Below are 11,967 nucleotides of genomic sequence, written 5' to 3'. Positions count from 1 at the left end.
GTGTTGGGCGCCCGAGTCCCTCCGTTTGGACCGGCACCCGTTGGAAAGGGAGAAACGATCATGGCTAGCGGCAGCAACGTCCCCGCGACGATTCCGGCGCTTGGCGGCGAAGCGAGCCTCAATCGCTACCTGGCCGAGATCAAGAAATTTCCGATCCTGAGCCCCGAGCAGGAATATATGCTCGCCAAGCGCTTCCAGGAGCATGGTGACACCGATGCGGCGGCCCAGCTGGTCACCTCGCACCTTCGCCTCGTCGCGAAGATCGCGATGGGCTATCGCGGCTATGGCCTGCCCGTGTCGGAGCTGATCTCCGAGGGCAATATCGGCCTGATGCAGGGCGTGAAGAAGTTCGAGCCCGATCGCGGCTTCCGCCTCGCCACCTATGCGATGTGGTGGATCCGCGCCTCGATTCAGGAATTCATCCTGCGTAGCTGGTCACTGGTGAAGATGGGCACCACCGCCGCGCAGAAGAAGCTGTTCTTCAACTTGCGCCGGATGAAGGCCAAGCTCGACGCGTTCGAGGATGGCGATCTGTCTCCGGAAAACCTCGCCAAGATCGCCACCGATCTGGGCGTGACCGAGGAAGAGGTCACCTCGATGAATCGCCGCATGGCGATGGGCGGGGATACCTCGCTCAACGTGCCGATGCGCGAGGATGGCGAGAGCCAGTGGCAGGATTGGCTGGCCGATGAAGGCCCGCTGCAGGACGAATCGGTCGCCGAAGCGCAGGAGGCGGACGTCCGCCACGACATGCTCGTCTCGGCGATGGAAGACCTCAACGAGCGCGAGAAGCACATCCTTACCGAGCGTCGCCTGACCGACGATCCCAAGACGCTCGAGGAACTGAGCCAGGTCTATGGCGTGTCGCGCGAGCGCGTGCGCCAGATCGAGGTGCGTGCGTTCGAAAAGCTGCAAAAGGCGATGATGCGCCTGGCAGGCGACCGCCGCCTGCTCGCCACTCACTGATCCGGCCGGCGGTTCCCGCAAGCGATTGCAGGAACCGCCCCGGCTGGGGCATGGCGGGAACGTGAGCAAGATTCGCGCCCGCCCCTCCTCCCCCCGCCGTTCCCCGGCCAAGGCCCGCAAGCCCTGGTGGCGCCGGCTGATCGTGCTGGCGTTCCAGCTCATACTCGGCTTCGTGCTGCTGTCGCTGTTGATGGTGACGGTCTATCGCTTCGTGCCGCCGCCCATCACCTGGACGATGATCGGCGACGTGTTCGCCGGGCACGGCGTCACCAAGGACTGGATGCCGCTGAGCCGCATCGATCCGAGCATGGCGCGTGCGGCGATCGCGGCTGAAGATTCGCGCTTCTGCCAGCATGACGGCTTCGACTTCGCGGCGATCGAGAAGGCGTATCAGCGCAATGCCCAGGGCAATCACAAGATTCGCGGAGGCTCGACGATCAGCCAGCAGACCGCCAAGAACGTGTTCCTGTGGCAGGGCGGCGGCTATTTCCGGAAGAGTCTGGAAGCCTATTTCACCGTGCTGATCGAGAAGATCTGGGGCAAAAGGCGGATCATGGAGGTGTACCTCAACGTCGCCGAGACCGGCATCGGCACCTATGGCGTGAACGCCGGTGCGATGCGCTACTTCCACCATGACGCGTCGCAGCTCTCGGACCGCGAGGCGGCGCTGATCGCCGCGGTGCTGCCGCTGCCCAAGAAGCGCGCGGCGATCGACCCGCGCGGGTTCACCCGGCGCTATGGCAACAAGATCAATGCGCGGATTAACGTCGTGGCGGGCAACGGGCTGGATCGCTGCCTGAAGTGAGCGCCTAGCCCGCGGTCACCCTCACCCTCCCCACCGCCTGCGGCGGCAGGTCCCCTCCCTCTCCCGCAGGCGGGAGAGGGCTTTGGGCATCATTCCCTCTCCCGCCTGCGGGAGAGGGAGGGAGGCGCGCAGCGCCGAAGGGTGAGGGTGCGTGTCGGCTTACTTCGCCGCGTCCTTCGCCGCGTCGCCGACATCCTTAGCGGCATCGCCGACGCTGCTCGCAGCGCTGGTCACCGCATTGGTCTTGGCGTTCTCGCGGGCATTCTGGTTGAACAGGTAGAAGGCGCCGATCACCACCGCGATCAATACCGCGAGCCCGATCAGCGCCATGCCGGCACCGCCGCCGCTGCGGCGCTCGATCACCGCGGTGTGGGTCGCGCGGTCGGTCGCCACGCCGTCTTCAACGATACGTTCCGCCATGATCGTCTCTCCTCGGTTAGTCTGGCGACAGCAACCGAGGGGACGAACTTCTGGTTCCCTAACCTATTGTCTCAAAACGGGAGCTTGAAGCCCGGCGGCAGCGGCAGGCCGCTCGTCATCTTGCCCATCGCTTCCGACGACGCCGCATCGGCCTTGACCCGCGCATCGTTGAACGCGGCGACCAGCAGGTCCTCCAGCATCGCCTTTTCGGCGACGTTGACCAGCGAATCGTCGATTGCAATTCCGATGATCCGGCCCTTGGCGCTGGCCGTCACCTTGACGAGGCCACCGCCCGAAACGCCCTCGACCTCGACCGAATCGAGACTCGCCTGCGCCTTGGTGAGTTCGGCCTGCACATTCTGCGCCATGGCCATGATTTCTTCGAGACTCTTCATCCGTCACTCCCGGTCTTGGTCCAGCCGATCAACTCGGCATCTGGAAAAGCTTGAATCGCGGCGGCGACGATCGGCGAGGCGAGCACCGCTTCGCGCTCGGCCGCTTCCTTCGCCGCCTGTTCCTCGCGCAGCGTCATCGCGGTGGCGCCGTCGACGAGGGTAATCTTCCAGTGCACGCCAGTGCTGTCCTTGAGCGCACCGCCCAGCTCGCGCACGAAATCCTGCGGCAGCGGCCGCGCCGCGCCAAAATCGATCTCGCTGCCCTCGAACCGCACCGGCCGCATGTAATCGCGGACGAACATCGCGAGCTGGAGACGGCGATGCGTCTCCAGATGCTCGGCAAGTTCGGAGAGGTTGGTCGGCAGGACCGGCCCCGTCTCCTGCACCGTGGCGGGCGCAGGCGCGGTCGGCTCGGCAGGCGCCGCGGCGGCCGGACCGCCCGCCGGCACCGCGATGCTGCCGCTGAGGATCTGCTTTGCCAGCTCGCCCGGATCGGGGAGCTGCGCGGCGTGGATCACGCGCAGCAACGCCATCTCGGTCGCCTCGATCGGCAGCGCCGCCTTGGCGACTTCGTCATGCCCGCGCAGCAGCAACTGCCACAGCCGGTGAAGCGCCGGGAAGGACAGCCGGCTCGCCCAGCCCTCCATCGCCTCGCGCTCCTCGGTCGACTGACCGGAGAGGCGGTGCGTGCCGAGCTTGACCAGGGTCACGCCGTGCACCGTCTCCAGCAGCGCACGCAGCACCGCCAGCGGGTCGACGCCCAGATCATATTGCGCCCGCAGCCCCGCGAGCGCCTGCTGCGCCTGGCCTTCGACCAGCGTGCCGAACAGCGCGCGGTTGGCGCCGCGATCGGACAGGCCGAGCATCTGGCGCACGGCCTCGGCCTTCACTCCCTCGCCTTCCAGGCCCGCATGCGCGATCGCCTGGTCGAGGATCGAAAGCCCGTCGCGCGCCGAACCTTCCGCCGCGCGGGCGACCAGCGCCAGCGCCTCGGGCTCCGCCTCGACCTGCTCGGCCACGCACACCCTGGCGAAATGCTCGGCGAGCAGTTCGGCCGGGATGCGGCGCAGGTCGAAGCGCTGGCAGCGCGACAGCACCGTGACCGGCACCTTGTTCACTTCCGTCGTGGCGAACAGGAACTTCACATGCCCCGGCGGCTCCTCCAGCGTCTTCAAGAGCGCGTTAAACGCGTTCTTCGACAGCATGTGGACTTCGTCGATGATGTAGATCTTGTAGCGCGCCGAGACCGCGGCATAGCGCGATGCCTCGATGATCTCGCGCACATCGTCGACGCCGGTATGGCTGGCGGCGTCCATCTCGATCACGTCGATATGGCGCCCCTCGGCGATCGCGCGGCAGGGTTCGCAGACGCCGCACGGATCGATCGTCGGGCCGCCCTGCCCGTCCGGGCCGATGCAGTTGAGCGCCTTGGCGATCAGCCGCGCGGTGGAGGTCTTGCCCACCCCGCGCACGCCGGTCAACAGGAAGGCGTGCGCCAGCCGGTCGCGCTTTATCGCGTTGCCCAGCGTGGTGACCATCGCATCCTGGCCGATCAGCGCGCTGAACGTCTGCGGCCGGTATTTGCGGGCTAGCACGCGATAGGCTTCGGCCTTCGCAGGCTGCGGCGGTTCTTCGAGGCCAAGCAGGGAATCGGACATCGCTGCCTATCTAGGCATCCGCAGACGATTTGTCGAAGCGGGAGGCGCGATGGCCTGTGGATAGCGATGTGGGTGATGGGTGGGAGCCGGAACGACCCGGGACGAAATCGTTACGGCTGCTTCCTTCCGGACCTGACCGGGTTGGCGACGATCCCGTCCGCCCGACTCCCGCGGCGCATATGGGGGAAGCGCGCGCGGGTGGCAAGGGCCGATTTCTGCCGCCTCAGCCAGTGACCTGGAACAGCTTCCACAGTACCAGCCACAGCATGGCCACCAGCGAAATCAGCGCGATCACGCTGACTGTTGTGGGCCCGAAACCCGATTGGCGGCGATAAGAACGATCGAGACGCATGAAACCTGCCCTTCTGCTAGAAAGAGCAGGTTTCCACGATGTGCGTCGGCATACGATAGGGAATGTCCACAGGCACGTGAACAAGAACCCTCAGCGTTCGCGGCTGAGATCCTCGACTTCGCCCATGATCGTGTCGAGCGCGCTGCGACCGTCCTCATTGAGGGAGGTCGAGCGACGGGAGGGCAGCTGCCCCTCCGACATCAGCGCCTCGAGCGCGACGCGGCCGCGGGCCACCCGGCTCTTGATCGTGCCGACCGCGACCTGGCAGATCTCGGCCGCTTCCTCATAGGCGAACCCGCCTGCGCCGACCAGGATCAGCGCCTCGCGCTGGGGCTGCGGCAGGTGGAGCAGCGCACGCTGCATGTCCGCCAGCTCGACGTGGCGATCCTGGCTTGCCGGCGCCGCCAGCAGGCGATCGGCGACCAGATCGTCCCACTCGCCCTTGAAGCGCGCGCGGCGCATCTGGCTGAGATAGAGGTTGCGAAGGATGATGAAGGTCCAGGCGCGCATGTTGGTGCCGGCCTGGAAGCGCTTGCGCGCGGCCCACGCCTTTAGGAGGGTCTCCTGGACCAGATCGTCGGCGAGATCGCGGCTGCCCGACAGCGAGCGGCCAAAGGCGCGCAGATGCGGAATCACCTGTGCCAGCTGCGTCTTGAACTCGGGATCCGACAGCGAAACATGTTCCACCGGGGCCGCAGTCGCGCCCGGTTCGTCGTGATCCGTGTGGGTAGCTTCGGTCATGCAATCCCGATCGTTAGCGCGCAGGGCGTCGCGGTTCGTTGTCAAGCTGGGGTCGGACGGCTTGATGTCAAGCACCTTGCTGTGCAGCATCTCTCGTCAAACCAACAAGATAACAGCAAAAATCACAATGACCAGCAATGTGCCGATAATCAGCACATAGCGCGCAACTCCCGGGGTCGCGCCCGCGCGGGCGCTATCCGTGGAAAGGTGGGCGGGTTCATCATGCTCAGCCATGAAATGCTAAACACCCGAAAACCGTTTTAGGTCCGTACCGGGTGGAACCCGCCCCATTTTCCGTTCACGCCGGCACGGTCGCCTCGTCGAAGAACAGCGCCTGGCTGATCGTCGCCTTCACCGTTTCGCGCTGGAACGGCTTGGTGATCAGGAAGGTCGGCTCAGGCCGTTCGCCGGTAAGCAGACGCTCCGGGAACGCAGTGATGAAGATCACCGGCACCGCGAACTCGGCGAGGATGTCCTTCACCGCGTCGATGCCCGAGCTGTCGTCGGCCAGCTGGATATCGGCGAGCACCAGGCCCGGACGATCTTCCATCGCCAAGGCCACGGCTTCGTCACGCGTGACGGCGACGCCGGTCACGTCATGGCCGAGGTCGCGGACGATCTGCTCGAGATCCATCGCGATCAGCGGCTCGTCCTCGATGATCATCACGCGGGTGCGCGTCTGACGCTCGATCTCGGCCACCGCTTCGGCGACCAGTTCCGAAACGCGCGCGGGCTGCTCGCCAATCAGATAAGCGGCATCCTCGGGCGGGAAGCCTTCCACCGTCGTCAGCAGCAGCGCCTGGCGCGACAGCGGGGTGAGCCGGGCGAGCCGCTTGCGGGCGATCGCCTCGGCGTCATTGCCCTGCTCCACCGCATCGATGCTGTCGTCCCACTGGCTCGACTGCCAGATCACCTGGAAGGTGCGGTACAGGCCGAGCCGCGCATCGACATCGCGCGGAAACTGATCGGGTGCCTCGACGATCGCTTCGAGGGCGGCGCGGACATAGCGGTCGCCTTCGGCCTGGTTGCCGGTGAGCGCACGGGCATAGCGCCGCAGGAGCGGAAGGTGCGGCGCGAGTTGCTGACCAAGCGACATGAGCTGTGTTTTCTCCATCAGGTTCGGGAGCCTTTGTCGCCCCCGGCGGGCCTTAATTCAATTGATTCCGTCACCCGAAGAAGCCCCTCCCCGGATTTCGCATCGTGAGTGGAACAATCGAGGTGCTCTTTGGTTTCATCGTCCGGACCGCGTGGATGGTTGCCGCGACGTCGGGTGCTTGCACTCGGCGTCGTTATCACTATTCGCGGTAACGGTCACATCGTTCATTCGTCCGGGTGCCCGGACATTTTTCCGGACCCTTAGGGGGGAATTGGTGCATTCCGCTAAAGATGATCAGGGCAAGCAGCCGCAGCCGGAACAGGGGAGCGACAAGAAGCCGCGCCCCAACGCCGACGTGGGTGACGTATTGCGCCGCGCATATGACGAGACGCTGAACGAGTCGGTGCCGGATGACCTGCTCGACCTGCTGAAGAAGCTCGATTAAACGAATCCACCCATGAACGGCCTGGATTCTCCGCTCCGCGGCCGAGGCTTCTCGGCGGCGCTCGGGCGCCTGCCCACGGGCGCCAAGGTTTTCCTGATTCTGGTCGGCGCGCTGCTGCCGCTGGCCCTCATTGCGCTGTTTACTACCTTGCAGACCACCCGCAGCGCCGACGACGAGGCGCGCGAGCGGCTGAGCGTCACCGCGCAGGAAAGCGCGGGCAATCTCGAAAACCTGCTCGCCAACCATGTCGCGCAGCTCGGCGAGGCGCTCGCCGCGCTCGAACGCAATCCCGACGACGCGCCCAGCTGCACCCGGCTCGCCGGCACCTATGCGGCACAGAGCCAGGCGCATTTCGTGGTGCGCGACGGCCGCGGCCGAACCTTGTGCGGCCGCGCCTTCGACCAGGCCGGCATGATCGAGACGCCGCGCGGCGACGTCTCCGCGCGGATCGTCCCCGGCGGCCTGCTGCTGCGGATCAGCGGCGGCGATGGCGCGACCGCTACCGCCTATTATCCGCGCGACCTGCTCGCCGGCCTCGCCCGCCCCAGCGGCTTCGTCCCCGAATATGGCGCGGCGCTGATCGGCCATGGCGACCGACTGACGCTGCGTGCGCTCAAGGACAATGGCCCGCTCGATCGCGGCAAGAGCCTGCGCAGCAACCTGGGCGTCGACGACCTCGCGCTGGAAACCACCATGCCGGGCGCACCGATCACCTCGCCGCTGGTGATCGCGACGGTGCTGCTGGTGGTGATGTGGATCGCCGCCGCCGGCATCGGCTGGTTCGTCGTCGACATCCTGCTGATCCGTCCCTTGCGCCAGCTGCGCAGCAGCGTCGCCAATTACAAGCCGGGCGACGTAATCGATACCGACCGGCTGGGGCCCATCCCCGCGCAGGAAATCCGCGAGCTGGGCGACACGTTCAGCGAGATCAGCCGCACCGTCCAGGCGCACGAGGCCGATCTGGCCAAGGGCCTCGTCCAGCAGACCCGTCTCACCCGCGAAGTGCACCACCGGGTGAAGAACAACCTCCAGGTCATCTCCAGCCTGATCAACTTCCACGCGCGCGCCGCCAGGGGCGAGGAGGCGGCCAACGCCTATGCCTCCATCCAGCGCCGGGTCGACGCGCTCGCCGTGGTCCACCGCCACCATTATGCCGAGATGGAGGAAAATCGCGGGCTGGAACTGCGCTCGGTGATCGGCGAGCTCGCCGCCAATCTGCGCGCCACCGCTTCCGAACAGGCGCGCGGCATGGGCATCACGCTCGAAGTCGAATCGCTGCTCGTCACGCAGGACGTGGCGATCGCGGTGTCGTTCCTGCTCACCGAGATCATCGAGCTCGCGGTCAGCTGCAATCCGGCCGCGCAGATCCGCATTTCGATCAAGGCGCCCGAAGACGCCGATCGCGCCGTGCTGCGCGTCTCCTCGCCGGCGCTGGTCGGCGGTGCCGTCTTCGAGGGACTGGTCGACAAGCGCTATGGCCGCGTGCTGCTGGGCCTCGCCCGCCAGCTGCGCACCCAGCTCCACCATGATCCGCTGGTCGGCGCCTATGAGACGACGATCGCGATCACCGGACGCTTCTGAAAAAATCGTCCGAAGCGGTGGAACCCCGCAACGGGGTCGACGTTCTACACTTCGGATAGCGACCTTTGCCCCCCCGCTCTCGCTGTCCACGACATGGGCCCGGAAGCGTCTACCCTCCCCCCCCCGGTGACGCTTCCGGGCCTACTTCCTTCCTGACATCGCTGGATAAAGTTTCGCACAGCGCCTCTGCGCTGGAATGCAGGAACGTTTCCACGCGCGCCGCATTGAACCTTCCGTCCCGGCAAACGGGGAATGAAGGAGATTTTCGATGCGTAAACTCATCACCGCCGCCGCGCTCGCCGGCACCCTGCTGATCGCTGCGTGCAACACCGTGGAAGGCGCAGGCAAGGACGTTGCCTCGGCCGGCGACACCGTCGCCAACGCCGCCGACAAGTCCAAGTAAGAAGTTCAGCAAGCCCCTGCCGCACCCGCGGCGGGGGCTTCGCTTATTCGGCGGTCTGGGCTTCGCCCTCGGCCTCCGCCGCTTCCGCCCCGGTCGCCGCCGTGCGCTCGCGCCGCCGCCGGGTGAAGTAGATCGCGATCAGCGACAGGAAATACAGCCCGATCAGCGGGCCCGCCAGCAGCAGCTGCGACCCCACGTCCGGCGGGGTCAGCACCGCGGCGATCGCCACCGAGGCGACGATCGCATAGCGCCACGCGCCCTTCAGCTGCTCATAGGTGACGATGCCGGCATGTTCGAGCAGCATCAGCAGCACCGGCAGCAGGAACGAGATCCCGAAGCCGAAAATGAACTGCATGATGAACTTCAGATAGTTGTTCACATCCGGCAGCGCGGTCTGCTCCACGCCGCCCAGATTGCCCTGGAAGCCCAGCAGGAACTTCAGCGCCACTGGAATCGCGACGAAATAGGCCATCGAGGCGCCAGCGATGAACAGGACCGGCGTGGCCAGCAGGAACGGCAGCAACGCCTGCTTCTCGCGCCGATACAGGCCAGGCGCGACGAACTGCCAAAGCTGGTTGGCGATGATCGGGAAGGCGATCATCAGCCCGGCGAAGAACGCCACCTTCACCTCGACGAGGAATCCGCCGAAAATATCGGTGTTGATGATCCTCGCCTGCCCCGCCGTCTTGAGCGGCGCGACGAGGAAGGAAAGGATGCCCCGCGCGAAATAGAGGCAGCCGCCGAACGCCACCAGCAGCGACAGGATCGACCAGACCAGCCGCTTGCGCAGCTCGATCAGATGCTCGAGCAGCGGGGCCTGGGTGTCGTCGATCTCGCTCACGGCTGTACTTCGCTGGCAGGGGGAACGGGCTTGGCGTCGTTCGCGGCGGGCTTGGGCGCGGAGAGCTCGACCGGCCCGGGATCCGGGCGAAGGTCCGGCTGCGGCGTCATCACCGGGGCGTCCCCTTCATGTGGTACATGCTCGTGCGAAGCGGGATCGTGCGGGACGGGGTCATGCGCAACATGCTCAATCGCCGGAACGGCGTCGGGCGCGGCGAGCGGCTGCGGCGGATATTGCCGCATGATCCGCTCATTCTCCGCCGCCCATTGCTTCTCCAGCTCGGCCAGTTCGGCCTCGCGGACCATCGAATCGATGCCCGAACGGAATTGCCGTCCCACCGCGCGGGCCTTGCCGACCCATTTGCCGACGAAATGCATCGCCCGCGGCAGGTCCTTCGGCCCGATGAAGATGAGGGCGGCGATGGCCACGACCAAAAACTCGCCGGAATCGATATTGAACATTCTGTAGGCGCATCCACTCGCACGGCATGCGCCGGTCGCCCGACGCGCTGCGATCAACATCCGGGCCGCCGGGCCTTACCGGCGCCCCGGCAGAGGCTCAGCGATGCTCCTCGCGAGCGCGCTCGGCTTCCGGCGTATAGCCCGGCTCGGGGGCCGGCTTGCCTTCGATCCGGGTCGGCGGCGTCTGGGTATCGTCCTCGGCCATGCCCTTCTTGAAGTTCTTGATGCCCTTCGCGACGTCGCCCATCATGTGGGAGAAACGGCCGCCGCCCAGCAGCAGGATGGCGATGATGCCGACGACCAGCCAGTGCATCAGGCTGAAGCTACCCATGAGAATTCTCCTTGATATCCCGACCTATCTAAGGCCCGCGGCTCCCCACGGCAACGGCTGATCACCCTCTACCATGGTTGTACCGGCCGAATCCGGGATGACCTGCCTATTCGTCGTCCGTGACAGTTTCGCTTTCCGCCGCCGCCTCGGCCGCATCGAGCTGTTCCAAGGCGAGATCGACGGGATCGAGCAGCCCCGCTGCCTTGAGATCCTCGATGCCCGGCAGGTCGCGCCGGCTCGCCAGCCCGAAATGGCTCAGGAAGCCGGCCGTGGTGGCATACATCAGCGGCCGCCCCGGCACTTCGCGGCGCCCGGCGGGGCGCACCCAGCCCGCCTCCATGAGCACGTCGATCGTGCCCTTGGAGATCTGCACGCCGCGGATCGCCTCGATCTCGGCCCTTGTCACCGGTTCGTGATAGGCGATGATCGCCAGCGTCTCGATGCCCGCGCGGCTGAGCTTGCGGCTGTCCTCGCGGTCGCGGCGGAGCAGATGGGCGAGGTCGGCAGCGGTCTGGAAATGCCAGCGATCGCCGCGGCGGACCAGCTCGATGCCGCGCCCGGCGTAGGTTTCGCCGAGCGCCGCCAGCGCCGCGCGGATGTCGACCTCGGGCCCGACATAGGCGCGGATCTCGTCGACGCTGACCGGCGCCTCGGCGGCGAACAGCACCGCCTCGACCGCGCGCACGGGGTCCCCCGCATCGATCATTGCGGGATTGCCTTGAGGTAGAGCGGCGCGAACGGCGCGTCCTGGCGAATCTCCAGCCGCCCCTGCCGCGCCAGCTCCAGCGCGGCGACGAAGGACGAGGCGAGCGCCGAGCGGCGGAACAGGTCGCTGGCGCCTTCGGGCAGGAAGCTTTCGATCACGTCCCAGTCGATCCGCGTACCAAGCTGGGTGGAAAGCCGTTCCAGCGCCGCCTCCAGCGTCATCACGTCGCGGTGGGCAACGACGTGCATGACGGGCCGCGTGCGCGCGCTGATCCGGCCGTAGGCGGCGATCAGGTCGTAAATCGACACTTCCCACTTGGCCTGCCGCTCGACGCGCAGCCCTTCGGGAGCGCCGCGCGGGAAGACATCGCGCCCCATCCGGTCGCGCGCGACCAGCCGGGCGCCTGCCTCGCGCATCGCACTCAGCCGTTCGAGGCGGAGCTGCAGGCGCAGCGCCAGTTCCTCCGGGCTCGGGCTTTCGGCGGGGTTGCGGGGGAGCAGCAGCGCGGACTTGAGATAGGCGAGCCACGCCGCCATCACGAGATAGTCGGCGGCGAGTTCCAGCCGCAATTCGCGCGCGGCGTGGACATAGGCAAGATATTGCTCGACCAGCTCGAGGATGGATATCTGGCGCAAATCCACCTTCTGCGTGCGGGCGAGCGCCAGCAGCAGGTCGAGCGGGCCTTCCCAGCCCTCGACCTCGATCTTCAGAATGTCGTCGCCCCCGTCCACCGGGTGGTCATAGGAGGAGGGAGCGGGCCGGGCAA

17 protein-coding genes and 1 other RNA gene are annotated in these 11,967 nt (G+C 66.5%); 5 read left to right on the top strand and 13 right to left on the bottom strand.

The genetic code is table 11. The features are described from left to right. Nucleotides 1–60 precede the first annotated feature (60 nt). Entirely contained in the window at nt 61–966 is a 906-nt protein-coding gene (gene rpoH / locus ACTJKY_RS11445; protein ID WP_141986771.1) for an RNA polymerase sigma factor RpoH, read from the top strand. Nucleotides 967–1,027: 61 nt separating this feature from the next. Then, nucleotides 1,028–1,771, top strand: a complete 744-nt coding sequence (mtgA, locus tag ACTJKY_RS11440) for a monofunctional biosynthetic peptidoglycan transglycosylase (protein ID WP_440846144.1) — start codon at nt 1,028–1,030, stop codon at nt 1,769–1,771. Between the two features lie 159 nt (nt 1,772–1,930). On the opposite strand, the gene ACTJKY_RS11435 is transcribed toward mtgA, so the two are convergent. The 8 genes from ACTJKY_RS11435 to ACTJKY_RS11400 all read right to left on the bottom strand — a co-directional run bounded on the left by ACTJKY_RS11435 (nt 1,931) and on the right by ACTJKY_RS11400 (nt 6,433). Continuing rightward, the gene (locus tag ACTJKY_RS11435; RefSeq protein ID WP_440846143.1) at nt 1,931–2,191 is read right to left on the bottom strand and encodes a hypothetical protein; all 261 of its coding nucleotides are present in this window, start codon (nt 2,189–2,191) and stop codon (nt 1,931–1,933) included. Nucleotides 2,192–2,262: 71 nt separating this feature from the next. Continuing rightward, on the bottom strand, nt 2,263–2,586 hold the full coding sequence (locus ACTJKY_RS11430; RefSeq protein ID WP_440846142.1) for a YbaB/EbfC family nucleoid-associated protein: 324 nt from the start codon (nt 2,584–2,586) through the stop codon (nt 2,263–2,265). Beyond that, entirely contained in the window at nt 2,583–4,244 is a 1,662-nt protein-coding gene (locus ACTJKY_RS11425; RefSeq protein WP_440846141.1) for a DNA polymerase III subunit gamma/tau, read from the bottom strand. Before ACTJKY_RS11425 ends, ACTJKY_RS11430 begins: the two co-directional genes overlap by 4 nt. 75 nt (nt 4,245–4,319) lie before the next feature. Further along, an RNA gene (ffs, locus tag ACTJKY_RS11420) (signal recognition particle sRNA small type) lies at nt 4,320–4,417 on the bottom strand. 50 nt (nt 4,418–4,467) lie between these two features. After that, nucleotides 4,468–4,596, bottom strand: a complete 129-nt coding sequence (locus ACTJKY_RS11415; protein ID WP_440846140.1) for a hypothetical protein — start codon at nt 4,594–4,596, stop codon at nt 4,468–4,470. 90 nt (nt 4,597–4,686) lie between these two features. Continuing rightward, nucleotides 4,687–5,337 carry a sigma-70 family RNA polymerase sigma factor gene (locus ACTJKY_RS11410; RefSeq protein WP_440846139.1) on the bottom strand — a complete coding sequence of 217 codons (651 nt, stop codon included), beginning with the start codon at nt 5,335–5,337 and terminating at the stop codon, nt 4,687–4,689. Nucleotides 5,338–5,433: 96 nt separating this feature from the next. Further along, a complete protein-coding gene (locus tag ACTJKY_RS11405) occupies nt 5,434–5,571 on the bottom strand; it encodes a hypothetical protein (RefSeq protein ID WP_440846138.1) in 138 nt (45 codons plus the stop codon). A 64-nt stretch (nt 5,572–5,635) separates the two neighbouring features. Next, nucleotides 5,636–6,433, bottom strand: coding sequence for a response regulator (locus ACTJKY_RS11400; RefSeq protein ID WP_440846136.1), 798 nt, complete (start codon nt 6,431–6,433; stop codon nt 5,636–5,638). A gap of 274 nt (nt 6,434–6,707) precedes the next feature. On the opposite strand from ACTJKY_RS11400, the gene ACTJKY_RS11395 reads away from it, so the two are divergent. From ACTJKY_RS11395 to ACTJKY_RS11385, 3 genes are all read left to right on the top strand, one after another. After that, a complete protein-coding gene (locus ACTJKY_RS11395) occupies nt 6,708–6,878 on the top strand; it encodes a NepR family anti-sigma factor (protein WP_440846135.1) in 171 nt (56 codons plus the stop codon). A 12-nt stretch (nt 6,879–6,890) separates the two neighbouring features. Continuing rightward, nucleotides 6,891–8,459 carry a sensor histidine kinase gene (locus ACTJKY_RS11390; protein ID WP_440846133.1) on the top strand — a complete coding sequence of 523 codons (1,569 nt, stop codon included), beginning with the start codon at nt 6,891–6,893 and terminating at the stop codon, nt 8,457–8,459. Nucleotides 8,460–8,727: 268 nt separating this feature from the next. Beyond that, on the top strand, nt 8,728–8,862 hold the full coding sequence (locus ACTJKY_RS11385) for an entericidin A/B family lipoprotein (RefSeq protein ID WP_121078255.1): 135 nt from the start codon (nt 8,728–8,730) through the stop codon (nt 8,860–8,862). A 43-nt stretch (nt 8,863–8,905) separates the two neighbouring features. On the opposite strand, the gene tatC is transcribed toward ACTJKY_RS11385, so the two are convergent. The 5 genes from tatC to ACTJKY_RS11360 form a co-directional block, all read right to left on the bottom strand. Next, on the bottom strand, nt 8,906–9,703 hold the full coding sequence (tatC, locus tag ACTJKY_RS11380) for a twin-arginine translocase subunit TatC (protein WP_440846131.1): 798 nt from the start codon (nt 9,701–9,703) through the stop codon (nt 8,906–8,908). Further along, nucleotides 9,700–10,164 (bottom strand): twin-arginine translocase subunit TatB, encoded by a 465-nt coding sequence (locus tag ACTJKY_RS11375; RefSeq protein WP_440846129.1) that lies wholly within the window; start codon nt 10,162–10,164, stop codon nt 9,700–9,702. Before ACTJKY_RS11375 ends, tatC begins: the two co-directional genes overlap by 4 nt. A gap of 97 nt (nt 10,165–10,261) precedes the next feature. After that, nucleotides 10,262–10,495 (bottom strand): twin-arginine translocase TatA/TatE family subunit, encoded by a 234-nt coding sequence (locus ACTJKY_RS11370; protein ID WP_121078261.1) that lies wholly within the window; start codon nt 10,493–10,495, stop codon nt 10,262–10,264. 106 nt (nt 10,496–10,601) lie between these two features. Beyond that, the gene (gene scpB / locus ACTJKY_RS11365; protein WP_440846127.1) at nt 10,602–11,201 is read right to left on the bottom strand and encodes an SMC-Scp complex subunit ScpB; all 600 of its coding nucleotides are present in this window, start codon (nt 11,199–11,201) and stop codon (nt 10,602–10,604) included. Further along, nucleotides 11,198–11,932 carry a segregation and condensation protein A gene (locus ACTJKY_RS11360; protein ID WP_440846126.1) on the bottom strand — a complete coding sequence of 245 codons (735 nt, stop codon included), beginning with the start codon at nt 11,930–11,932 and terminating at the stop codon, nt 11,198–11,200. The genes scpB and ACTJKY_RS11360 overlap by 4 nt, the downstream gene beginning before the upstream one ends. Between the last annotated feature and the right edge of the window lie 35 nt (nt 11,933–11,967).

It is taken from the genome of Sphingomonas sp. 22176, assembly GCF_052045505.1.
Taxonomy (GTDB): Bacteria; Pseudomonadota; Alphaproteobacteria; order Sphingomonadales; family Sphingomonadaceae; genus Sphingomonas.
Note: the sequence above shows the minus strand (reverse complement) of the source record. Positions and strands in the feature narration are given on the sequence as shown.

What these genes read in the sequence shown, in the direction of transcription:
- ACTJKY_RS11400 (WP_440846136.1), bottom strand. Translation starts at nt 6,433, where the DNA reads ATGTCGCTTGGTCAGCAACTCGCGCCGCACCTTCCGCTCCTGCGGCGC.
- ACTJKY_RS11410 (WP_440846139.1), bottom strand. Translation starts at nt 5,337, where the DNA reads ATGACCGAAGCTACCCACACGGATCACGACGAACCGGGCGCGACTGCG.
- ACTJKY_RS11390 (WP_440846133.1), top strand. Translation starts at nt 6,891, where the DNA reads ATGAACGGCCTGGATTCTCCGCTCCGCGGCCGAGGCTTCTCGGCGGCG.
- rpoH (WP_141986771.1), top strand. Translation starts at nt 61, where the DNA reads ATGGCTAGCGGCAGCAACGTCCCCGCGACGATTCCGGCGCTTGGCGGC.
- ACTJKY_RS11405 (WP_440846138.1), bottom strand. Translation starts at nt 5,571, where the DNA reads ATGGCTGAGCATGATGAACCCGCCCACCTTTCCACGGATAGCGCCCGC.
- ACTJKY_RS11385 (WP_121078255.1), top strand. Translation starts at nt 8,728, where the DNA reads ATGCGTAAACTCATCACCGCCGCCGCGCTCGCCGGCACCCTGCTGATC.
- ACTJKY_RS11425 (WP_440846141.1), bottom strand. Translation starts at nt 4,244, where the DNA reads ATGTCCGATTCCCTGCTTGGCCTCGAAGAACCGCCGCAGCCTGCGAAG.
- ACTJKY_RS11435 (WP_440846143.1), bottom strand. Translation starts at nt 2,191, where the DNA reads ATGGCGGAACGTATCGTTGAAGACGGCGTGGCGACCGACCGCGCGACC.
- ACTJKY_RS11415 (WP_440846140.1), bottom strand. Translation starts at nt 4,596, where the DNA reads ATGCGTCTCGATCGTTCTTATCGCCGCCAATCGGGTTTCGGGCCCACA.
- ACTJKY_RS11430 (WP_440846142.1), bottom strand. Translation starts at nt 2,586, where the DNA reads ATGAAGAGTCTCGAAGAAATCATGGCCATGGCGCAGAATGTGCAGGCC.
- scpB (WP_440846127.1), bottom strand. Translation starts at nt 11,201, where the DNA reads ATGATCGATGCGGGGGACCCCGTGCGCGCGGTCGAGGCGGTGCTGTTC.
- ACTJKY_RS11375 (WP_440846129.1), bottom strand. Translation starts at nt 10,164, where the DNA reads ATGTTCAATATCGATTCCGGCGAGTTTTTGGTCGTGGCCATCGCCGCC.
- ACTJKY_RS11370 (WP_121078261.1), bottom strand. Translation starts at nt 10,495, where the DNA reads ATGGGTAGCTTCAGCCTGATGCACTGGCTGGTCGTCGGCATCATCGCC.